At 68.7% G+C, this 21917-nt stretch carries 21 protein-coding genes; 12 read left to right on the plus strand and 9 right to left on the minus strand.

The window, feature by feature from the left end; all coding sequences use genetic code 11:
• Positions 1-9: 9 nt before the first annotated feature.
• Entirely contained in the window at positions 10-666 is a 657-nt protein-coding gene (locus tag MRBLWH12_RS16150; protein WP_341976236.1) for a GntR family transcriptional regulator, read from the minus strand.
• A gap of 134 nt (positions 667-800) precedes the next feature.
• Between MRBLWH12_RS16150 and MRBLWH12_RS16155 the strand changes: the two genes are divergently transcribed.
• The 4 genes from MRBLWH12_RS16155 to MRBLWH12_RS16170 are packed head-to-tail and all read left to right on the plus strand — an operon-like array spanning position 801 to position 6344.
• Positions 801-2093, plus strand: coding sequence for an NRAMP family divalent metal transporter (locus tag MRBLWH12_RS16155; protein ID WP_363550718.1), 1293 nt, complete (start codon positions 801-803; stop codon positions 2091-2093).
• A gap of 4 nt (positions 2094-2097) precedes the next feature.
• Positions 2098-2862, plus strand: a complete 765-nt coding sequence (locus tag MRBLWH12_RS16160; RefSeq protein ID WP_363550720.1) for a LamB/YcsF family protein — start codon at positions 2098-2100, stop codon at positions 2860-2862.
• 51 nt (positions 2863-2913) lie between these two features.
• Positions 2914-4635, plus strand: a complete 1722-nt coding sequence (locus tag MRBLWH12_RS16165) for an urea amidolyase family protein (protein WP_363550721.1) — start codon at positions 2914-2916, stop codon at positions 4633-4635.
• Positions 4632-6344, plus strand: coding sequence for an acetyl/propionyl/methylcrotonyl-CoA carboxylase subunit alpha (locus MRBLWH12_RS16170; protein WP_363550722.1), 1713 nt, complete (start codon positions 4632-4634; stop codon positions 6342-6344). Before MRBLWH12_RS16165 ends, MRBLWH12_RS16170 begins: the two co-directional genes overlap by 4 nt.
• Positions 6345-6365: 21 nt before the next feature.
• Here the strand turns inward: MRBLWH12_RS16170 and MRBLWH12_RS16175 are convergent, their stop codons facing one another.
• The 5 genes from MRBLWH12_RS16175 to MRBLWH12_RS16195 all read right to left on the minus strand — a co-directional run bounded on the left by MRBLWH12_RS16175 (position 6366) and on the right by MRBLWH12_RS16195 (position 11046).
• Positions 6366-7430: a hypothetical protein gene (locus MRBLWH12_RS16175; RefSeq protein ID WP_363550724.1), complete on the minus strand. Its 1065-nt coding sequence runs from the start codon at positions 7428-7430 to the stop codon at positions 6366-6368.
• Positions 7403-8275, minus strand: a complete 873-nt coding sequence (locus MRBLWH12_RS16180) for a DUF1266 domain-containing protein (protein ID WP_341976230.1) — start codon at positions 8273-8275, stop codon at positions 7403-7405. Before MRBLWH12_RS16180 ends, MRBLWH12_RS16175 begins: the two co-directional genes overlap by 28 nt.
• 156 nt (positions 8276-8431) lie before the next feature.
• Positions 8432-9772 (minus strand): uracil-xanthine permease family protein, encoded by a 1341-nt coding sequence (locus MRBLWH12_RS16185; RefSeq protein WP_363550726.1) that lies wholly within the window; start codon positions 9770-9772, stop codon positions 8432-8434.
• Between the two features lie 104 nt (positions 9773-9876).
• Positions 9877-10077, minus strand: a complete 201-nt coding sequence (locus MRBLWH12_RS16190) for a dodecin family protein (protein WP_341976228.1) — start codon at positions 10075-10077, stop codon at positions 9877-9879.
• Between the two features lie 90 nt (positions 10078-10167).
• Positions 10168-11046 (minus strand): phosphoribosylaminoimidazolesuccinocarboxamide synthase, encoded by an 879-nt coding sequence (locus tag MRBLWH12_RS16195; RefSeq protein ID WP_363550728.1) that lies wholly within the window; start codon positions 11044-11046, stop codon positions 10168-10170.
• A gap of 110 nt (positions 11047-11156) precedes the next feature.
• Between MRBLWH12_RS16195 and MRBLWH12_RS16200 the strand changes: the two genes are divergently transcribed.
• From MRBLWH12_RS16200 to MRBLWH12_RS16210, 3 genes are all read left to right on the plus strand, one after another.
• Positions 11157-11705, plus strand: coding sequence for a GNAT family N-acetyltransferase (locus MRBLWH12_RS16200; RefSeq protein ID WP_363550730.1), 549 nt, complete (start codon positions 11157-11159; stop codon positions 11703-11705).
• 251 nt (positions 11706-11956) lie between these two features.
• A complete protein-coding gene (locus MRBLWH12_RS16205) occupies positions 11957-13384 on the plus strand; it encodes a DHA2 family efflux MFS transporter permease subunit (protein ID WP_341978264.1) in 1428 nt (475 codons plus the stop codon).
• A 49-nt stretch (positions 13385-13433) separates the two neighbouring features.
• Complete coding sequence (locus MRBLWH12_RS16210; protein ID WP_363550731.1) at positions 13434-13964, plus strand: GNAT family N-acetyltransferase; 531 nt, start codon at positions 13434-13436, stop codon at positions 13962-13964.
• Between the two features lie 108 nt (positions 13965-14072).
• Here the strand turns inward: MRBLWH12_RS16210 and purD are convergent, their stop codons facing one another.
• Both purD and MRBLWH12_RS16220 read right to left on the minus strand, forming a co-directional pair.
• Complete coding sequence (gene purD, locus MRBLWH12_RS16215; protein WP_341976222.1) at positions 14073-15350, minus strand: phosphoribosylamine--glycine ligase; 1278 nt, start codon at positions 15348-15350, stop codon at positions 14073-14075.
• Between the two features lie 238 nt (positions 15351-15588).
• Entirely contained in the window at positions 15589-16260 is a 672-nt protein-coding gene (locus tag MRBLWH12_RS16220; RefSeq protein WP_363550733.1) for an NUDIX hydrolase, read from the minus strand.
• Between the two features lie 111 nt (positions 16261-16371).
• On the opposite strand from MRBLWH12_RS16220, the gene MRBLWH12_RS16225 reads away from it, so the two are divergent.
• Both MRBLWH12_RS16225 and MRBLWH12_RS16230 read left to right on the plus strand, forming a co-directional pair.
• The gene (locus tag MRBLWH12_RS16225) at positions 16372-16740 is read left to right on the plus strand and encodes a sterol carrier family protein (RefSeq protein WP_363550735.1); all 369 of its coding nucleotides are present in this window, start codon (positions 16372-16374) and stop codon (positions 16738-16740) included.
• Between the two features lie 185 nt (positions 16741-16925).
• Complete coding sequence (locus MRBLWH12_RS16230; protein WP_363550736.1) at positions 16926-17240, plus strand: potassium transporter Trk; 315 nt, start codon at positions 16926-16928, stop codon at positions 17238-17240.
• Between the two features lie 6 nt (positions 17241-17246).
• On the opposite strand, the gene MRBLWH12_RS16235 is transcribed toward MRBLWH12_RS16230, so the two are convergent.
• On the minus strand, positions 17247-17879 hold the full coding sequence (locus MRBLWH12_RS16235; protein WP_341976218.1) for a zinc-binding alcohol dehydrogenase: 633 nt from the start codon (positions 17877-17879) through the stop codon (positions 17247-17249).
• A gap of 85 nt (positions 17880-17964) precedes the next feature.
• Between MRBLWH12_RS16235 and purM the strand changes: the two genes are divergently transcribed.
• Genes purM through MRBLWH12_RS16250 form a run of 3 tightly spaced genes read left to right on the plus strand, consistent with a single transcriptional unit; the run spans position 17965 to position 21863 of the window.
• Positions 17965-19080, plus strand: coding sequence for a phosphoribosylformylglycinamidine cyclo-ligase (gene purM, locus MRBLWH12_RS16240; RefSeq protein ID WP_341976217.1), 1116 nt, complete (start codon positions 17965-17967; stop codon positions 19078-19080).
• A gap of 6 nt (positions 19081-19086) precedes the next feature.
• Entirely contained in the window at positions 19087-20562 is a 1476-nt protein-coding gene (gene purF / locus MRBLWH12_RS16245) for an amidophosphoribosyltransferase (RefSeq protein WP_341976216.1), read from the plus strand.
• Complete coding sequence (locus MRBLWH12_RS16250) at positions 20559-21863, plus strand: MFS transporter (RefSeq protein ID WP_363550737.1); 1305 nt, start codon at positions 20559-20561, stop codon at positions 21861-21863. The genes purF and MRBLWH12_RS16250 overlap by 4 nt, the downstream gene beginning before the upstream one ends.
• Positions 21864-21917 lie beyond the last annotated feature (54 nt).

The raw sequence follows: 21917 nt of genomic DNA on the forward strand, positions 1-21917 counted from the left end.
CGGTGTCGCTCAGCCCTTGCCCATGCGCGCGAAGGCGCCGAGCACCGTGCGTTCGGACTGGACGAGATACCGCTCCAATTCCTCAGCACCCGCATCCGCCCCGTGTTCGAGAAAGGCCGTGAGCACGGCGCGGTTCCTGCGTACGAAGGGCTCGTGCAACGAACGCGGATCGTCGATCTCGAGGAAGGCGAGACGCAGCTCGGCTGCGACGTCGCGGTAGGTGCGAGCCAGGCGGGGGCTGTCGGCGAGGTCGACGATGGCCACGTGGAACGCCATGTTCGCGCTTCCAACCTCACGCCACGCTGCCTCATCGCGCGGGGTGGCGCGGGAGATCCCGGCCTCGGCGGCCTCGACGGCATCGCGCATGCGCTGGACGGCAGGATGTTCGGGCTCGGAATGCCGCAGTGCGGTGCATTCGATCACCCGGCGAGCGCGGTAGATGTCGACCACGTCGGCGATCGTGGGAGAGGCCACCGAGACCCCGCGATGGGGGATGTGTTCGATCAGCCCCTGCTCCTCGAGGACGCGGAAAGCCTCGCGGAGTGTGTTCCGGGAGACCTCGAAGCGCTCGGCGAGAACCGTTTCAGAGAGGCGTGCGCCCGGTGAGAACTCGCCGTCGATGATCTGCTGGCGAAGGACGTCGGCCAGCACTGCCTGTTGTGCCACGGCATCAGCGTAGGGCAGTTCCCGGCTGCATCCTCCGCACTATGGTGAAAATTGTTGAACAATCTTGCCGGGAATGTTCTACACTCTTGGAAACCCGCACTCGACCCGCACCCGCCAATGACGATGGGAACCTCATGTCCGAGCAGACTCCTGCTGCCGCCCCTCCCGCCACTTCCACCCCCGAAAACGATGCGCGACTGGCCGCCGCGAAGAAGCGTGTGGGCCGCAGCGCCGTCATCGGCGCGATCTTCCTCATGGCGACCTCCGCCATCGGCCCCGGTTTCATCACCCAGACCGCCACGTTCACCGCGACGATGGGCGCCGCGTTCGCGTTCGCGATCCTGATCTCGATCCTGGTCGACATCGCGGTGCAGCTGAACATCTGGCGGATGATCACCTCGTCAGGCAAGCGCGCCGGCGAGCTGGCGAACTCCGCGATCCCGTTCTCCGGTCATGTGATCGCCGTGCTCGTGGTCATCGGAGGCCTCGCCTTCAACATCGGAAACATCGCCGGCGGCGGGCTGGGGCTGAACGCCCTGCTCGGCATCGACGCGAAGCTCGGCGGCATGATCACCGGCGGCATCGCGATCGCGCTGTTCCTGGTGAAGCGCGCCGGCAAGGTCATGGACATCGTCGTGCTGATCCTCGGCGTCGGAATGATCGTCATGACCGTGATCGTCGCCTTCATCACCAATCCGCCCGTCGGCGATGCGCTTCGGCAGACCTTCCTGCCGGACCAGCTGAACTTCGCCACGATCACCACGATCGTCGGCGGCACCGTCGGCGGGTACATCACGTACTCCGGCGCGCACCGCTACCTCGACTCCGGCCACACCGGACCTGCGTACGCCGGGCCGGTGATGAAGGCCGCAGCCAACGGCATCCTGGTCACCGGCCTGATGCGTTACGTGCTCTTCCTCGCGATCCTCGGGGTCGTGGCCTCCGGCGTGACCCTCGACCTCACCACCAACGCTGCCAACCCCGCGGGGCAGGCCTTCGGCGCGGCGCTGGGCGACGGCGGCATCCGCATCTTCGGAGCGATCTTCTGGGCGGCTGCGATCAGCTCGGTCATCGGTGCGGCATACACCTCGGCGACCTTCCTCTCCACGTTCAACAAGAAGCTCGCCGGCGGATGGCCGTTGCAGTTGGCGACCGTCGCCTTCATCGTGGTGTCGTTCATCGTCTACGTGTCGATCGGCACCGCCCCGGCAGCGATCCTGGTCTTCGTCGGCGGATTCAACGGGCTCATCCTCCCGATCGGTCTCACCGTCTTCATGTACATCGGCTGGTTCCGTCGCGACCTGCTCGGCGCCAAGAAGTACCCGATCTGGCTCCTGGTCGCCGGGACCCTGGCCACCGCGCTCACCTGGTACATGGGCGCCGTCTCGATCGTCCCCATCTTCGCGCTGCTCGGAACCGGAGCGTGATCTGATGGCGACCATCGATCTGAACTCGGACCTCGGGGAGAACGTTCCCGACCGGATCGTGAGCGACGACGACGCGATGCTCGCAATCGTCACCAGCGCCAACGTCTCCTGCGGCTTCCACGCCGGTAGCCCCGAGGGGATCCGGGCGACCGTCGCCGCAGCGGTGCGCAACGGCGTCACGATCGGCGCGCACCCGGGTTACCGTGACTACGAGAACTTCGGTCGCACGATTGTCGACATCGACTCCGCGACGCTGCAGGCGCATGTCGAGTACCAGCTCGGCGCGCTGGAGGCGCTCACCCGCTCGGTCGGCGGCACCGTCGCCTACGTCAAGCCCCATGGCGCGCTCTACAACACCATCGCCCGCGACGAACGTCAGGCGAAGGATGTCGTCGCGGCGATCCGTGCGGTGAATCCACGGCTCGTGCTGCTGGGTCTCGCCGGCGGAGTCGTTCTCGACGTCGCCCGACGTGCGGGTCTCGCCGTCGCGGCCGAGGCCTTCGCCGACCGGGCCTATCTGCCGGACGGTCAGCTGGTCTCGCGAACGCAGGAGGGCGCGGTGCTGCACGATGCGTCCGCCGTCGCCGAGCGGATGCTGCGACTGGCGCAAGAGGGGGTCGTCCGCGCGATCGACGGGACCGACGTGCGGGTGGAAGCGCAATCGATCTGCGTGCACGGTGACAGCCGCGGATCCGTGGCGATGGCGGCGGAGACGCGGCGCCTGCTTGAAAGCGCCGGAATCGTCATCGCGACGTTCGCCGGAGTCTGAGATGACGCTCCCGTCCATCACAGGCCCTCACGACGCGGAGCGCCGCGGCTGATGCGCATCCTCACGGCATCCGATCGGGCTCTTCTCGTCGAAGCGGCCGACCTCGACGAGGCCATGCGCCTCAATCTCGCCTGGGCGGACGTTGCGGGGATCGACGAGCTCATCCCCGCTGCCCGCACTGTCCTGGTGCGGTTCGACCCGCTGCGGATCTCGGCATCCGAGCTCGCGACAGTTCTCAGGACCACGCGCATCGACGCCGCCCACGTGCCGCACGTCCGGGACGTGACCATCCCGGTGCGCTACGACGGTGAAGACCTGGAGGACGTGTCGACTCTGCTCGGCGAGTCCGTTGAGGCGGTGATCGCCCGGCACCTCGCGGCCGAATGGCAGGTCGCGTTCTCCGGCTTCGCGCCCGGATTCGGATACGCGGTCTCGTCGGATCCGTTGTTCGACGTGCCCCGGCGTTCCTCGCCCCGCACGCGGGTTCCCGCGGGCTCCGTCGCCCTCGCGGGGCACTTCACCGGCGTGTACCCGAGGGAGAGTCCGGGCGGCTGGCAGCTGATCGGACACACGGATGCGGCGATGTGGGACATCGACCGCGATCCGCCGGCGCTCCTCTCGCCGGGCACGTCGGTGCGCTTCGAGCGGGCTGACCGGGAAGCCGTCGTGACGGGGAGTCGAACGTCGGAGACTGCGTTTCGTCTCGGTCGCTCCGCTCCCTCGCTCAACGACCAGAATGACAACCCGCGGTCGTTGAGCGAGGAGCGCCAGCGACGAGACGAAACGCTCTCCTCCGACGACCAGAATGACAACCCGCGGTCGTTGAGCGACACTTCGAGCGCGACGTCAGCCCCGCGCATCGAGATCGTCCGCGCCTCGCTGCAGCTGCTCGTGCAGGACCTCGGCCGCCCGGGGCACGCGGCTCTCGGCGTCTCGGCATCCGGCGCGGCCGACCGCACCGCGGTCCGCGATGCGAATCGCGCGGTGGGAAACGCCCGAGGGGCCGGCGTCCTGGAAAGCGTGGGCGGTGCGGTGCTCCGCTTCCACGGTGCGGACGTCGCCGCCGTCACCGGGGCGATGGGGGAGATCACCCTCACCGACCGAGACGGCGTTCGCCGCAGCATCCCGCATGGCGTGCCTTTCGCGCTCGCCGACGGCGACGAACTCCAGCTCGGGCATCCCGATCGTGGCCTGCGCTTCGTGATCGCGGTGCGCGGCGGGATCGTCGCCCCGCCCTCCCTCGGCAGTGTGTCCACCGACACTCTCGCCGGCCTCGGCCCGGAACCGTTGGCGGTCAGTGACGTCGTCGCCCTGGGCGACCCCCGTACGGCACCGCACGCGGTCTCCCCGCAGCCGATCCCGCGTCGTCTGCCCGCGTCGGGGGAGACGGTCGAACTCGAGATCACGCTCGGTCCGCGCGACGACTGGTTCACCGAGCCCGCCCTCGATGCGCTCCTCGGCCAGGACTGGGAGGTGACTCCGCGCTCCGATCGCGTCGGGATCCGGCTGCAGGGAGAAGTCCCGCTGGAGCGGGCCGTCGCAGGCGAACTGCCCAGCGAAGGCGCTGTCACCGGCGCGATCCAGGTGCCGCCGGACGGTCAGCCGGTGCTGTTCCTGCCCGACCACCCGCTCACCGGTGGCTATCCGATCATCGGCGCACTCACCGATCGCAGTCTCGACCTCGCCGGGCAACTGCCGCCGGGCGTTCGCATCCGATTCGTCGCTGCGACCGGTGCCGAACCCGTCGCACACTCCGCAGAGGGAACATCATGAAGAAGATCCTGATCGCCAACCGCGGCGAGATCGCCGTCCGTGTCATCCGGGCGTGTGCGGAGGCGGGTCACCACTCGATCGCGGTGTACGCCGATCAGGATGCCGACGCGATGCACGTGCGTCTGGCCGACGAAGCCGCAGGGCTCGGCGGCACGACGGCCGCCACCACCTACCTCTCCGTCGACGCGCTGCTGGATGCCGCGAAGCGGACGGGAGCGGATGCCGTGCACCCCGGCTACGGCTTCCTCTCCGAGAGTGCCGAGTTCGCTCGGGCGGTCGAGGACGCCGGACTCGTCTGGATCGGCCCGGCGCCGGCGAGCATCGAGGCCCTGGGTGACAAGATGACGGCGCGCCGCATCGCGCAGCGCGTCGGAGCGCCGCTCGCAGCCGGCACCGATCAGCCGCTCGCCGGCCCGGCTGAGGCGGTCGCCTTCGCCGAGCAGCACGGACTCCCGATCGCGATCAAGGCCGCGTTCGGTGGCGGCGGGCGCGGGCTGAAGGTCGTCCGCGAGCTGGCAGAGGTCGCCGATGCCTTCGACGCGGCGACCCGTGAGGCGATCGCCGCGTTCGGCCGTGGCGAGTGCTTCGTGGAGCGGTTCCTGGAGAGTCCGCGTCACATCGAGGTGCAGGTGCTCGGCGACGGTCGCGGCACGGTGGTCGTCGTGGGCGACCGGGACTGCTCGATGCAGCGCCGCAATCAGAAGCTCATCGAGGAGGCCCCGGCTCCCGGCCTCACTGAGGAGCAGCGCTCCCTGATCCACCAGGCGTCGCGGGAGATCTGCGCCGAGGTGCAGTACCGCGGGGCGGGGACCGTCGAGTTCCTCCTCGCTGCGGACGGCACGATCTCCTTTCTCGAGGTGAACACCCGGCTCCAGGTGGAGCATCCGGTCACCGAAGAGGTCACCGGCGTCGATCTGGTGCGCGAGCAGTTCCGCATCGCGTTCGGCGAGGGGATGTCGATCTCCACGACTCCGGCGCCTATCGGGCACGCCTTCGAGTTCCGGATCAACGCCGAGGACCCCGGTCGCGGGTTCCTGCCGAGTCCTGGCCTCGTCGAGACGCTGCGCGTACCCGGCGGCCCCGGCGTGCGCTGGGACAGCGGCATCGAGGCGGGCGATGTCGTCCAGCCCGCCTTCGACTCGATGATCGCGAAGCTCATCGTGCACGCCGGCACGCGCGACGACGCCCTCGTGCGCGCACACAGGGCGCTGCGCGAGCTCGCGGTCGAGGGCCCGGCGACCGTCATCCCGTTCGACAGGCTCGCACTCGACGAAGAGGCGTTCGCGACGGCGACCTTCGCCGTGCACACGCAGTGGATCGAGAGCACGCTGCTGCCCCGGCTCGAGCCTCAGCTGCGGCCCGCTCCGTCGGCGGATGCCGCGCTGCAGCGCTTCCCGGTCGAGATCGACGGTCGACGGGTGATGCTCGGCCTGCCGCTCACGCTGCTGGCGGGGTTCGGGCAGGGCGTGACGGTCGGACCGGAGGCATCCGGCCCGGATCCGCGCGAGCTGCGTGCCCCGGCACCGGGAACGATCGTGCGCTGGCTCGTCGGGGAGGGGGCGGAAGTCGCCGAGGGAACCCCCGTCGCCGTGATCGACGCGATGAAGATGGAGACCACGGTCGCCGCCCATCGAGCCGGCACACTGTCGGCGCGCGCCGATGTCGGTTCCGCGGTCATGGCTGACGGACTGCTCGCCGTCATCCTCTGAATCCGCGCCCGGCGCCGCGCGTCAGCCGACGCCCAGCACCCGCAGCACATCGCCGCCGAAGAACGTGAACGCGGTCATCCCTGCGGAGAGCAGGAGCACTCCCGCGGTGCCGGCGATCGCGATCACAGAGATGCCGCGACCGGCGAGCCGCTGACCGCGCAGTCCGACCGAGACCCCCGCATGGGCCGCGAGTGCACCCGCGCTGTCGTCGCGGTACAGCTCGGTGCGGGCGGCGAAGCGCCGGTGGAACTCTTCGGCGAGGACGAGCGCGGCCGTCATCGTTTCGGGGCGATCGAATCTCGTGCTGTTCGGCAGATACACGTAGAGCCGATCGGAGACGAGTTCGATCTCGGTGGCCGAGCCGAGGTCGAGCACCCGGGCCATCAGATCAGGGGTGAAGATGTAGAGCGCGTCCTGTTGATACCCCTGCGGGACGATGAGGCGGAAGATCTTCGCGAACTCCCCCTCGAGTTCCATTCGCGCGGCTCCTCGGCCGAGGCCCAGCGTCGGGATGATGCTGCGCTTCCGATTCGCCAGCACGATGTGCGGCACCGCGGTGGGCAGCGGCAGCTCGATGAAGGCGAACGGTCGCTGAATCGTCGCGGCTTCCTGACCGCGTGCGATCGAGAAGTGCCTGCCGAGCTCGAACGGCATCCGCGGATCTTCGCACGCCACGACCGCTCGTTCCCGTCCGCGTGCGACGCGAGCGAACGCGGCGCCGGGGCGTCGAGTGCGCTCGAGGCTGTCGGCATAGGCCCAGCCGTTCTGCCACGCGAAGGCGGCGACCTTCACCCGGCGGCTCAGGTCGATGGCGTACCAGATGAAGCCGACGGCGGCGAGAAGCGGGTAGACGACGACGAATGCCCCGAGGACCGGGGCGACGGCGAGCACATCGTTGCGACCGAGCCACCAGAGCCCGGCGAGCATGGCCGCCGCGAACAGCAGCACCGCGATGAGGATGACGACGAAGCGCCGGTACAGCGGCGTGCCGCAGATGCGCTCGTACGCGAGGATGTCGCGGAATCCGGCGCTGCGTCGCAGCGGGTCCAGATCGACGGCTACCGGCTCCACGACAGCGTCGCCCACGGACCGTTGCGCTTCTCGGTGCCGGCCGCCTTGAAGTCCGACCAGCCGTCGCCGAACTTCTCGAACGACTTCTCGTCGACATCTCCGTCGCTCCAGTGCATGACACGGCCGGCGATGTAGCTGAGGCCGAAGTCCGCCCACGACGAGAAGGCTCCTCGGGACTCGCTGTTGATGCGGTGGATGATCGACCGCGCCTCGGCGACGTCACCGTGACCGAGGGCGACTCCCCAGGTGGTCATCGCGACGGCTTGCCCGATGGCGTAGCCGTCGAGGGTTTTCACGAAGAGGCCGGGGGTGACGATGTCCTTCCCGACGCGCTTGCGCACTTCCTGCTCGATGTACTCGATCGCCGTGACGAAGGAGCGGGCGTCGCGCTTGTCGCCGCCCTCCTCGACGATGGCGGCGAGCCATTCCTTCGCCTTCGGCGTGCGTCCCAGTCGCTCGGCCGCCGTCGCGCGCACGGCGAGGTAGAGGGTCCACATCTCGCGGCGGCGGCGCACCGTCGTCAAGCGCTCGATGTTCTCCAGCCAGTCCTCGCGGGTGGCCACGCCCCACTGGGCGACGAGGGCCGCTTTCTCGCGGTCACCGAGGTCGGAGGCCGTCGGATCGTTCCACGGACCGGATGGCATGTTGGTGATCTGCAGGAATCCGAGCGCGATCTCGTTGGCCTCGGTGTCGGTCGTCGAGTACTGCTCGGATGCCTTCACCTTGGCGTCCGGCAGGATCCACACCACGAGGAAGAACAGCACCACGACGCCGACGATCGCCCAGACCCACCACTGTCCGATGAGCCAGCCGATGATCGAGCCGAGGTCGTTGAGGTCGACGCGGGCAGAGGGGTGCATGGGCGCTCCTGAAGGGGGATCCGGTGCTCTTCATAGGCTGAATGAGCATTCAGCGATAAATCTATACGGCAGTGAGTGCGTTGCGGAAGTTCGGAGATCGGAACGAGTGGATCCGGATGCTCCTGACGACGCATCCGGATCCCACAGCTGCTCCCGTTAAGCGGGGTCGCCGCCCAGCGGACCGACAGCCGGAATCGGGCCGCCGTCATCGGCGCCGCTCTTGCGCCACCGGGCGATCGCGTTGCCCAGGTGGTAGATGAGCAGAGCCGCGACCGTGCCGAGCACGATCGCGCCGAGCTGGAAGCTGCCCCAGCTCATCGCGAAGCCGGCGATCGCGATGACGAACGACACGGCCACGGTGTACTGGTTCACCGGGCGTGAGAAGTCGACGCGGTTGTCGACCCAGATCTTGATGCCGATGACGCCGATCAGGCCGTAGAGCGCCGTGGTGACGCCACCGAGAACACCGGCGGGGATCGTGTTGAAGATGACGCCGACCTTCGGCGAGAACGCGAGCAGGATCGCGACGACGCCGGCGACCCAGTACGCGGCGGTCGAGTAGACGCGAGTCGCCGCCATCACGCCGATGTTCTCTCCGTAGGTCGTCGTTCCCGATCCGCCGAAGCCACCCGCGAGAGTGGTCGCCAGGCCGTCGGCAAGGAGGGCGCGGCCGGTGTGCTTGTTGATCGACGGGTCGTTCGTCATGGTCGCGACACCGCGCACGTGTCCGACGTTCTCGGCGATGAGCACGAGTACGACGGGCAGGAACATCGGTACCAGACCCCAGGCGACCGGATCGCCGACCGCGGCGAGGTGGAAGTCGGGCAGTCCGACCCAGGCCGCCTCGGCGACGCCGTCGAACTTCACCTGACCGGTGAAGAGCGCGACGATGTACCCGACGATGACGCCGAGGAAGATCGAGATGCGCCCGAGGAACCCGCGGAACAGCACGCTGAAGAGAACCACGGCTGTCAGCGTCACGGTCGCGAGCTCCGGCTGCTGCTGGAAGTTGTTCCATGCGGCCGGAGCGAGGTTGAAGCCGATCAGAGCGACGATGGAGCCGGCCACCACCGGCGGCATGAGCCGGTCGATCCAGCCGGTGCCGACCGCCTGTACGAGGAATCCGACGAGTGCGAGCAGCACACCGGCGGCGACGACACCGAGTAGCGCCTGCGTGATCTGTTCGGCGGACTCGAGGGCCTGACCTGCATTGAGCGCCGTGATCGGGGCGATGAAGGCGAAAGAGGAGCCGAGGTAGCTGGGCAGACGGTTGCGGGTCAGCAGCAGGAACAGCAAGGTCCCCAGGCCGGAGAACAGCAGTGTCGTCGAGACGGGGAACCCGGTGAGGATCGGAACCAGGAAGGTCGCGCCGAACATCGCGACGACGTGCTGCACGCCGATCGCGATCGTGGCGGGCCAGTTCAGACGCTCATCGGGTCGGACGACGGCACCGGGTTCGACGGTGCGACCGTCTCCGTGCAGGTTCCACAGCGGCATGCGTGCTCCTCAGGGTCAGGGTAGAACTGGGGAAACACTATCGGCTCGCCGTCGATGAGCTCGTGCGCCCGATCGCACGTGCGGACGGGGCCCGACGCCGGACGTCAGTCGAGGACGAAGGTGACCTCGAGCGTCACCTGCCACTCGGTGATCGCGCCGTCGCTGACGCCGACCTTGTGCTCTTTGACCCAGGCGCCGCTGACGTTGCGAAGAGTCTCGCTCGACCTCGCGATCCCGAGCCGGACGGCATCCTCGAAGCTCTCTGTCGAGCGGGCGGTGATGGTGGTAACGCGTGCAACGGACATGGCGATCCTCCTTGACGGCCTGTGGACCTCCCATGCAACGCGTGTTCCGCGGCATGCGCAAGAGGCAGCGCCGATCCTGTCGGAGAAGCGTCAGGCCCCCAGGCGGTCGATCAGCTCGCGGTATCGGTCTGCGGTGCGGGCGACGATGTCCTTCGGAAGCAGCGGCGGCTCGCCCTGCTTGTCCCAGTTGGCCGCCAGCCAGTCGCGGACGATCTGCTTGTCGAAGCTCGCCATGCGCTCGTTCGGAGTCGAGCCCGCACGCCAGGATTCGGCATCCCAGTACCGGGACGAGTCGCTCGTGAGCACCTCGTCGGCGAGGCGCAGCGTGCCGTCGGCATCCGTCCCGAACTCGAACTTCGTGTCGGCGAGGATCAGACCCTTCTCCTCGGCGATGGCTGCGGCCCGCGCGTAGATCGCCAGCGACGTATCGCGCAGCTCGGCAGCGCGTTCGGCGCCGACCAGCTCGACCGTCTGCTCGAAGGTGATGTTCTCGTCGTGCTCGCCCATCGGGGCCTTGTACGCCGGGGTGAACAGCGGTTCCGGCAGTCGGTCGCCGTTCTGCAGCCCCGCCGGCAGCGGAATGCCGCACACGGTGCCGCTCTCCTGATACTCGGCCCACCCCGAGCCGGTGATGTACCCGCGCACCACGCATTCGATGGGCAGCATTTCGAGCGACTGCGCGAGCATGGCCCGGTCGGCCACGGACGCCGGGATCTCGCCCTCGGCGAGGTGATTGGGCACGTCGGAGAGCTGGGCGAACCACCAGCGGCTGAGCCGCGTGAGCAGCGCGCCTTTCTCCGGGATACCCGGTGAAAGTACGAAATCGAAGGCGCTCACCCGATCGCTGGCGACGACGAGGATGCGGGTGTCCGCAGCATCCGCCGACGCGAACAGGTCGCGGACCTTGCCGGAGTAGATGTGCCGCCAGCCGGGGACGCTCTGTGCCGTGCCTTCAGAAGGAGTGCTCACCCTGCCATTATCGCGGTTCGGCCGGTGTCGCTCTGCGGTGGGGCCGGATACCGGGCGCGGACTGCGTCGACGAGCATCCGGATGTCGTCGGGACTGCCTACCCTGGAACGGTGTCCGACGACCTGCTCACCCCGCGCCTGCGCTTGTCTCGCCCGAGTCCCGCGGATCTGGATGCCGTTCACACGATCAACGCGGATCCCAGAGTGTGGACGCACTTCCCGAGCCTGCGGCACAGGGAGCTCGCCACGACCGTGGCGATGATGGAGCGCTGGGAGCGCAGCTGGAACGAGGCCGGGCTGGGATCGTCGGTGGTGCGGCTGCGGAGTACCGGCGACGTGATCGGAAACGGCGGGTGCACGCTGCTGGGCGGCGAAGTGTGGAACGTGGGCTACCGGATCGCGGCCGATCATCACGGTCACGGCTATGCGACCGAGATCGCCGGCGCCGCCATCGAGCGCGCGCGGGCGATTCGTCCCGACCGCCCGGTGATCGCCTTCCTCGTCGAGCACAATCACGCCTCCGCTCGAGTAGCTGAGAAGCTCGGGCTGCATCTGGTGCACCGCGGGCCGGATGCAGGGAACCCTGACCCTTCGGTGATGCGGCTCGTCTACGCCGACCGGGACCTGACCGCGGAGCAGCTCGCAGCGACGCTCCGGTAGCGACCCGGTGCGGGAGCGATCCCTGGATGTCGTCCTGCGGTTCGCCGAGACCCACACTCGGCGCCGAGACCCACGTCTGTGAGCGTGGGTCTCGGCGGCAGGTGTGGGTCTCGATATCACCTGCGCACGCGGGGGAGGGATGCCGTCCGCATGTCGGATCCCGGGTGTAGCGTTGCGCCGTGACTTCCCCTGAGCGCACCACGACCGGTTCGATCCTGCAACCGCGCAGCCCCTGGCCGGCGCTCTGGGCGATGGTGATCGGCTTCTTCATGATCCTCGTCGACACGACGATCGTGTCGGTGGCGAATCCGGCGATCAAGGCCGCACTCGATCCGGACACGAACAATCTCGACAACGTCGTCTGGGTCACCAGCGCCTATCTGCTCGCCTACGCGGTGCCGCTGCTGATCACCGGGCGGCTCGGCGACCGCTTCGGGCCGAAGAACATCTACCTGATCGGCCTCGCCGTCTTCACGCTCGCGTCGCTGTGGTGCGGGCTGTCGACGACGCTCGAGGGCCTCATCATCGCGCGCGCGGCGCAGGGGCTTGGTGCGGCCTGCATGACCCCGCAGACGATGGCTGTGATCACCCGCACGTTCCCGCCCGACCGCCGAGGTGCGGCGATGGGACTGTGGGGCGGCACATCCGGCGTGGCGATGCTCGTCGGGCCGCTGGCCGGTGGACTGCTGGTCGACGCATTCGGGTGGGAGGCGATCTTCTTCGTGAACCTCCCCATCGGCATCCTGGGTTTCGTGCTCGCTCTGTTGCTGGTGCCGAAGCTCGAGACGCATCCGCACCGCTTCGACATTCCCGGGGTCTTTCTCAGTGCGGTCGCGCTGTTCCTCATCGTCTTCGGGCTGCAGGAGGGCGAGGCTCACGACTGGGGCATGATCTGGGGGCCGATCTCGGTGTGGGGTCTCATCGCGGCGGGTGTCGTGGTGCTCACGTTCTTCCTCTGGTACCAGGCGCGCACCAAGAACGAACCGCTGGTGCCGATGGCGCTGTTCCGCGACCGCAACTTCTCCTGGTCGAACGTCGCCATCGCGACCGTCGGCTTCACCGTGACGAGCATGTCGCTGCCGTTGATGTTCTTCCTGCAGCTGGCCCGGGGGCTCACGCCCACCGAGGCGGCGCTGCTGATGATCCCGATGGCCGTGGCCGCCGGCGTGCTCTCGCCGTTCGCCGGGAAGGTGCTCGATCGGATCGACCCTCGCATCATGCTCGTGCCCGGACTGCTGCTCGTCTCCGCCGCGCTGTTCCTGTTCGCCTTCCTGATGAACACCGAGGTCGATACCGCATGGCTGCTCGTGCCGTCGGCGATCCTCGGGATCGGGAACGCCGGAATGTGGGGGCCGCTGGCCACCACGGCGACACGCAACCTGCCTCGGCTCCAGGCCGGCGCCGGCGCCGGCATCTACAACACCACCAGGACCGTCGGCTCGGTGCTCGGCTCCGCCGCGATCGCCGCGTTCATGCAGAGCCGCATCGAGGCGAACCTTCCGGGCGCAGGAGATGCGCCGGGTGGCATGGGCGGCGGGTCGCTGCCGCCGGCGGTCGCCGCGCCGTTCGCCGATGCGATGGCGCAGACGATGCTCATGCCGGCGGTGCTCATCCTGTTCGGGGTCGTCGCGGTGCTCTTCCTGCGCGGCAAACCGTCTTCCGCGGTCGACCTCCGCTAGACGCCCGCGTCGTTTTGCGTTCGCCGCATCCGTCTGCTGGGCTGGACCGATGACGATCGCACTCATGCGCCCCACTACCGAACTGTTCGACAGCTGGTCTTCGGCCATGGCCGAGTTCGGCGAATCGCACATCGACGGCTCGGGGCTGACGGCTCCGGTGACGCCGGACCGGGCGACACTCGACGCGCTCATCGCCAAGGCCGCACTGTTCGCCGACCCGGACGCGGAGCTGCCTGAGGGGTTCGTGCGCGACGACATGTACTGGATTGTCGATGACCACGAGGTCATCGGCACGCTGTCGTTCCGGCACGCGCTGAACGACTATCTCAGCGAGGTCGGCGGCCACATCGGCTACGCCGTCCGGGAATCCCGTCGTCGCCAGGGGTACGCATCCGCGGCGCTTGCGCTGAGCCTCGACCGTGCCAGGGAGGTCGGCCTCGAGCGCGTGCTGCTGACGTGCGATGACGACAACGTCGGATCCTCTCGCACCATCGAGCGTGCCGGCGGCGTTCTGCAGGACGTCACCGACCAATCGGCGCGCGGGCACGCGCTGCTGCGTCGGTACTGGATCGAGCTGTAGCGGAGACCGGCTCCACGCCCTCCCGTCGCGAAAGAGCCCGGTATTCCGCACGGGAACCGTGCTTTTTTGCGACGGGAACCAGCTGGTCGTCAGTGGTAGCGCTCGGCGCTACTCGGCGACGCGGGCGGCGATGTCGGTGCGGAAGTGCGAGCCCTCGAGCTCGATACGGCCGATCGCGTCGTAGGCGCGTTCGCGCGCGGTGCGGAAGTCGGATGCCACGGCGACGACGTTCAGCACACGACCGCCGGTCGCGACGAGCGAGCCGCCAGGAGCATCGGGGCCCGCGGTCGCGGCATGCACGATGCGGACGCCGTCGACGGCAGCGGCATCCGCCAGCCCTTCGATCGGGCGGCCGGTCTGCGGCGCCTCAGGGTAACCCTCGCTGGCGAGAACCACGGTGATCGCGACGTCGTCGCTGAAGACGGGGTCGGGCTGGTCTTCGAGGGTGCCGGATGCGGCGGCGAACAGCAGCTCTGACAGGGGTGTGACCAGGCGGGGAAGCACCACCTGCGTCTCGGGATCGCCGAAGCGCGCGTTGAACTCGATGACCCGTACCCCGGCAGGGGTGAGGATCAGTCCGGCGTACAGCAGACCGATGAACGGCGTGCCCTCGGCATCCAATTGGCGGATGACCGGAAGCGCGACATCGCGGGTGATCTCGTCGACGAACTCCTGCTCGCTGCCGAACTGCTCGGCCAGCCAGGGCAGGGGGGAGTATGCGCCCATGCCGCCGGTGTTGGGACCGGCGTCGCCGTCGAGCGCTCGCTTGAAGTCCTGCGCCGGGCTGAGCGCCCGTACGGTGTCGCCGTCGCTGAGGAAGAAGAGCGACACCTCGGGGCCGGAGAGGAACTCCTCGATGAGCAGGGGCCCGGCCGGCAGATAATGCGCGGCATGCGCGAGCGCTTCGGCGCGGTCGGAGGTGACGATGACGCCCTTGCCTGCGGCGAGTCCGTCGGCCTTCACGACGTAGGGGGCGCCGAGGTCATCGAATGCGGCCTCGACTTCTGACGCGGTGGCGGCGCGCACGGCGCGTCCGGTCGGCACGCCGGCAGCATCCATCACCCGCTTCGCGAAGGACTTCGAGCCCTCCAGCTGCGCGGCGGCCTTGCCCGGACCGAAGACCGGGATGCCGTGGGCGCGCAGCGCGTCGGCGACGCCCGCCACGAGAGGCGCTTCGGGACCGATCACCACGAGGTCGACGGCGTGCTCGTTCGCGAACGCGGTCACCGCGCCGCCGTCGAGCGGGTCGACGTTGACGGGGGTCGCATCCTGCGCGATGCCGGCATTGCCGGGCGAGACGAGAATGTCGTGCTCAGCCTGCTCTGCTCGCAGGGCGAGGATGATCGCGTGCTCACGGGCACCGGAACCGAGGACGAGGATCTTCACCTGTACAGCCTACCGAGGGGGTCAGCCGGGGTTTCCGTCCATAACTCCGGAGAGCGGGCGGCCCATGAGCCGGATTCGGGGCCAAGGCGCCCGCCGCGCGGTGTTTCTCCGGAGTTGTGGCACGCGCGGCCGCCGGTCACCGGTTCGCAATTCAGGAAACTTCGGGCCTTCGAGCCCCATCCGGGCCGCTCTGCGTTGTGTCGGTCAGGTTCTTCCTGAGTTATGAACGCGTCACGCCTCAGATCGGACGCTCATCAGCGACGTCCCAGGGCACGGTCCATCCCGCGGCCTCGAAGATCCCGTCGAGCACCATCGCCGTGAAGCCCCAGACGATCGTGCCGTCGACGTCGAAGGCCGGGGCGCGAAAGGTGAGGTCGCCGTGCTGTCGCACCGAGGTGTACCGCGTCGCCGGGTCGAGCAGTTGGGCCACCGGCACCCGGAACACGTCGACGGTCTCGGCGTGATCGACGGCTGCGACGCGGGAGGGCATGCGCCACCATGCGAGCACGGGCGTCACCCGGTGGTTGCTGACCGCGAGCGGGATCACCGGAAGCGGCGTGAGCACCTCGACACCGGCCGGGTCGAGCCCGGTCTCCTCCTGAGCCTCGCGCAAGGCGGTGGCGATCGCGTCGGCATCGCCCGGATCGCGGCGTCCACCAGGGAACGAGACCTGTCCCGGGTGCGAGGACAGGGTCGAAGCGCGGCGCTGCAGCAGCACATCGAGATCTTTTGCCACCGCGGTGTCGGAGTGCGGGGCCGGGATGCCGTCGAGCACGCCGAACAGGATGAGCACGGCCGCGTCGTTGGCTGCATCCGTGTCAGCGAGCTGCGGAAACCGGCCCGTCCAGTCGTAGTCCGAGGTCGCGGCGAGCAACTGGGCGCGGGCCCCCTCGGGATGCGGCGTGCTCATGGTCCGAGCCTAATCCGCACGGGGATGGACTGGTCCGGTGGCGGATCAGGATGCCGGAGGTAGGCTCGGCGGATCGACAGGACGCAGCGCGCGGGAAGGGACGACCGACTGATGGCCAAGAGGATCGACACCGGCGAGGGGCGAGCAGCCCTCGAAACGGTGCACCTCGCGGATGCTTCAGGAGTGAAGCCACCGCGAGCGGCGCTCGCGACCGCCGTCCGCTATCTGCTGCAGCTGCTCGACGAGAAGGCCCCGGGCAACAGCGTCGAGGTGCGCGTTCCTCCGTTCGGCGCGGTGCAGGTCATCCAGGGTCCCCGGCACACGCGCGGCACGCCGCCGAACGTGGTGGAGATGGATGCCGCGACCTGGATCGCCGTCGCGACAGGCTCCGAGCCCTGGGCTGACGCCGCAGCCTCGGGGCGCATCAGCGCCTCCGGCATCCGCGCCGACCTCAGCGACGTGCTGCCGGTGCGGCCGTAGTCCCGGGATTCGCCCCGCCGCGCCATCCGCCCGCCCGCCGTCCGACCAGTTTGTCGGCTCGGGATCATGGATGCCGGCTCCGATCGGCCGATCTCGCCGACATTCCGCACTTCGAGCCGAAAGAGTGATCCCGCGCGAGCGCAGGCCGAGGTACCGTTACCGGCGAACGGTGGGACAATGGTTCCATGGCCCCCACCGATTCTCACCAGACCGTCGAAGTGACGGTGCGCCGTGTGCCGCGGTACGGCGTGTTCATGGGAATCGGCGTCGTGCTCGGCATCATCGCAGCCGGCATCATCACCGTGACGGGCAGTTACGAGCAGTCCGTCGCCCTCGATGTCGTCTACCCGCCGAGCCAGGTGTTCGGGTTCGCCCTGCTGTGGACGGTCCCGATCGGCATCGCCCTCGGCGGGGTCGTCGCGCTGATCCTCGAGCGGGTGGCCCGCCGCCATGATCGCGTCGCCCTGGTCGACCGCGAGACGATCACCGAGTCCGACTGATCGGACTCACGCCAGCTCGGCGATGATCGGACGGATCGCCGCGTCGAAGGCGACGATGTCGCGACGCATGCCGTCGGTGACGGCCACGGTGAGCGCACCGATCCACCAGATGCCGCGTTGCGAGAACGGCAGCACTTGCACGTTCAGTTCGAACGAGTGCGCACGGCGCCCGATGTCGCGTTCGAATTCGGCGATCGCACTCGCGTAGGCACGGTACGAGTCGCCGCCGGGATGACTGATGCCGGCTCTGCCGCTCGTCGTGCTCCGAATCGAACGCACGTAGCGGTCGTGCGCTCCTCGCGCGAACTGCAGAGCGGATGCCGCATGCGGCGCGATCGCCGCGCGGAGCTCCTCGGCGCCCGTCGCCGGCAGGGCGACCAGCGTCTCGAAACCGTCGACGAGTTCGAGCGGTACGCCGGAGGGATGCGCGCGCGGTTCGACCGTCATGTCCCAGTACTCGCGCCATTGGGCCTCGACTTCAGGTGAGGCATCCGCCGCGTCCGGCGCGCGGACCGGCAGCTCGCGAAGACTGGGCAGATCTTCCGGAAGGCGCACGCCGAGCGTCTGCCGGAGTGCGAGCGCGAGGAGCACAGGGACGCTCGCGTCCTCTCGGATCAGCCACTGCGGCTTGTCGGCCATGGCCCCATCGTAGGCGCGTCCGGACCTGGCGTTCGAGGATCTTTCGGCGGAGTGCCGCCCCCCGTGCGGGCGGTAGGCTTGACGGGTGGCAGACTCCCCCACTAACACGTACGCCGCAGCAGGTGTCGACACCGCTGCAGGCGATCTGGCCGTCGAGCTGATGAAGTCGTCCGTGCGCGCGACGCACGGCCCCGAAGTGCTCGGAGGCGTCGGCGGATTCGCCGGACTCTTCGACGCCAGTGCGCTTCTCGGCTATCGGCGCCCGTTGCTCGCCAGCAGCACCGACGGCGTCGGCACGAAGGTCGCGATCGCGCAGGCCATCGACAAGCACGACACCATCGGCCAGGATCTGGTCGGCATGGTCGTCGATGACATCGTCGTGGTGGGGGCGAAGCCCCTGTTCATGACCGACTACATCGCCTGCGGCAAGGTCGTGCCAGAGCGCATCGCCGACATCGTCCGCGGCATCGCGCAGGCCTGCTCCGCGACGGGAACCGCCCTCGTCGGTGGTGAGACCGCCGAGCACCCCGGCCTCCTCGGGCCGCGTGACTACGACGTGGCGGGAGCTGCGACGGGCGTGGTCGAGGCCGATGCCATCCTCGGCGCGGATCGTGTGCGCGACGGCGACGCCGTCATCGCGGTCGCCTCCAGCGGTCTGCACTCCAACGGCTTCTCCCTCGTGCGCCACATCGTCACGCGCGCAGGTATCGGCTACGGCGACAACGCTGCCGATCTCGGCACGACCTGGGGCGAGGCGCTTCTCGAGCCCACGCGCCTCTACACGCTTCCCCTACTGCGCCTGATCGAGACGCTCGGCGGCGGCGTCCACGCTCTCAGCCACGTCACCGGCGGCGGAATCGCGGCGAACCTCGCGCGCGTGCTCCCGCAGGGCAGCTGGGCCGAGGTCGACCGCAACTCCTGGTCGCCGAGCCCGGTGTTCCGGGTGCTCAGCGACATCGCCGGCTCCACTCTCGAGTCGGCCGAGGGCACCTGGAATCTCGGCATCGGCTTCCTCGCGGTCATCGCCGCAGACAAGAAGGATGCCGCGATCGCGGCGCTGTCCGCAGAGGGCATGCCTGCGTGGCAGGTCGGAACCGTGGGCTTCGGCGCGCGGCCGGCAGGAGAATTCGAACAGGGCGCCAAGGGCGTCGACGGCGGAGCGGTGCGCCTTGTCGGCGCGTACGCGGACGGAGCGAAATAACACCCCATGTGCGGCATCGTCGGAATGGTGGGGACAGCCCCGGTCAATCAGGACATCTACGACGCACTCCTGCTGCTGCAGCATCGCGGCCAGGATGCGACGGGCATCGCCACGGCAGAGCCGAACGGCATCATGCACAACGCCAAAGCGCAGGGGATGGTGCGTGAGGCGTTCCGCACCCGCGACATGCGTGCGCTTCTCGGCAATGTGGGCCTGGGCCATGTGCGTTACGCCACCAAGGGAACCGCCTCGAGCGAAGAGGAGATGCAGCCGTTCTACGTGAACGCGCCGTACGGCATCATCCTCATCCACAACGGCAACCTCACCAACACCCGTGAGCTCACCGCCGACATGGCACAGCGCGACCGTCGCCATCTGAACTCGTCGAGCGACACCGAGCTGCTGCTGAACGTCCTGGCCGGCGAACTGCAGTCGACGACCTCGGCCGTCGACCTCGAGCCCGAGCGCGTCTTCGAGGCCGTGGCGCGCACGCAGGAGCGCATCGAAGGCGCCTACGCGGTGATCGCGGTGATCGCCGGATACGGTCTGCTCGCGTTCCGCGATCCCTTCGGCATCCGCCCGCTCATCCTCGGTCACCGCATCGGACGCGACCAGGACGGCAACCCGAAGGGCGACGAGTGGGTCGTCGCGAGTGAGTCGCTCGTGCTGGAGAACGCCGACTACGAGGTCGTCCGCGAGATCGAGCCCGGCGAAGCGGTGTTCATCACCAGCGAGGGCGAGCTGCACAGCAAACAGTGCGCGACGGATCCCCGGCTCACGCCCTGCGCGTTCGAGTACGTCTACCTCGCCCGCCCTGACTCGGTGATGAACGGCATCTCGGTCTACGAGTCGCGGCTGCGGATGGGCGACCGGCTCGCCGACACGATCGCCAAGCACGTGCCGATGGACAAGATCGACGTCGTCATGCCGATCCCCGACTCGTCGCGCCCCGCAGCGATGGAGGTCGCGCGCAAGCTCGGGATCGAGTACCGCGAAGGCTTCTACAAGAACCGCTACGTCGGACGAACCTTCATCATGCCCGGCCAGGCAGTGCGCAAGAAGAGCGTCCGTCAGAAGCTCAATGCGATGTCGACGGAGTTCCAGGGCAAGAACGTGCTGCTCATCGACGACTCGATCGTGCGCGGCACGACGAGCAAGCAGATCATCCAGATGGCACGGGATGCCGGGGCGATCTCGGTGACCTTCGCTTCGGCGGCGCCGCCGGTGCGGCATCCGCACGTTTACGGCATCAACATGCCGTCGCGTCACGAACTCATCGCGCATGGGCGCACCATCCCGGAGATCGCCGAGGAACTCGGCTGCGACCATCTCGTCTACCAGGAGGTCGACGACCTGAAGGCCGCGATCACCGAGGGGTCGGCGGTGACCGAGCTCGATATGAGTTGCTTCGACGGTCACTATGTCACCGGCACCGTCACCGACGAGTATCTGGCGTGGGTCGAGGGGTCGCAGACGTCATGACGTCGAGCACTCGGCCGCTGTGGCAGGGCCGGGCGCTCGCGCTGCTGGGCATCTTGCTGGTCGCGTTCTCGCTGCGCTCGGCCGTCGCCTCGTTGTCGCCCGTGGTCGATCACATCGATCGTGACTTCGCGCTTTCGTCGGTCGTCATCGGGCTGATCGGTGCGGCACCGCCGGTGTGCTTCGCGATCTTCGGGCTGATCACCCCGCTGCTCGAGCGTCGCTTCGGACTGGAGCGGGTCGCCGTCGCGGCCATCGCCGTGATGGCTGCAGGTCTCCTGCTGCGCGGCTTCGCGGTCGATGCCACCACCCTGCTCGGTGCGACGGTGGTCGTGTTCGCGGGAGTCGGGTCGGGCAACGTGCTGCTGCCGCCGCTGGTCAAGAAGTACTTCCCCGACCGGCTCGGCGTCATGATGACGCTGTACTCCACCACGATGGCCGTCTCCACCTTCCTGCCGCCGATGCTCGCGGTCCCGGTGGCCGACACGCTGGGCTGGCGGGTATCACTGGGGATGTGGGGCGTCTGCGCCGCGCTCGCCCTGATCCCGTGGCTGACGCTGCTGGTGCAAGGAAAGGCCGACGTGGTGGTCGCCCCGCCCGTCGTCGAGGAGTCGGACCAGATCGCGCGCCCCTTCGCGCCGGATGCCGTCGAGGTCGCCACCGGACCGATCGCCGTCTCGCCGGCCAACCCTCGGATCTTCGGGCGGCTCTGGCGGCTACCGCTGGCGTGGGCGCTCGCCATCGTCTTCGGCGCCTCCTCCACGACCGCGTACGTGTCGTTCGCATGGTTGCCGACCCTGCTGGTCGACGTCGGCGGCGTGACGCCGGCGACGGCCGGGTTCCTGCTCTCGTTGTTCGCGCTGGTCGCGCTTCCGTGCTCGATGGTCGTGCCGATCCTGGTGGTGCGCTTCCAGGCGACGCGGCCGCTCTTCTTCTTCGCGGCCGGCGCGGGACTCGTCGGTCTCGCGGGTCTGCTCTTCGTGCCGACCCTGGCGCTCGCCGTGTGGGTGATGATCTACGGACTGTCGGCGATCATGTTCCCGTTGAGTCTGGTGCTGCTGAGCATCCGCGCGCGCACCCCGGAGAGCGCTGTCGCGCTGAGCGGGTTCGTGCAGAGCATCGGCTACGCGATCGCGGCGGTCTTCCCGCTGCTGATCGGCATGCTGCACGAGGTCACCGGTGGGTGGCAGGTGCCGTTGATCGTGATGGCCGGAGTGCTCATCGTCTCGCTGCCGGCCGGCTATATCGCCGGGCGCCGTCGCACGATCGAGGACGAGTGGGAACGCCGGCACGGTCGCTGGTGACCGGCTGATACGAAGAATCCCCCGCGCAAAGCGCGGGGGAGACCGAGGAATGAG

This window comes from Microbacterium sp. LWH12-1.2 (genome assembly GCF_040675825.1).
Classification (GTDB): Bacteria; Actinomycetota; Actinomycetes; order Actinomycetales; family Microbacteriaceae; genus Microbacterium.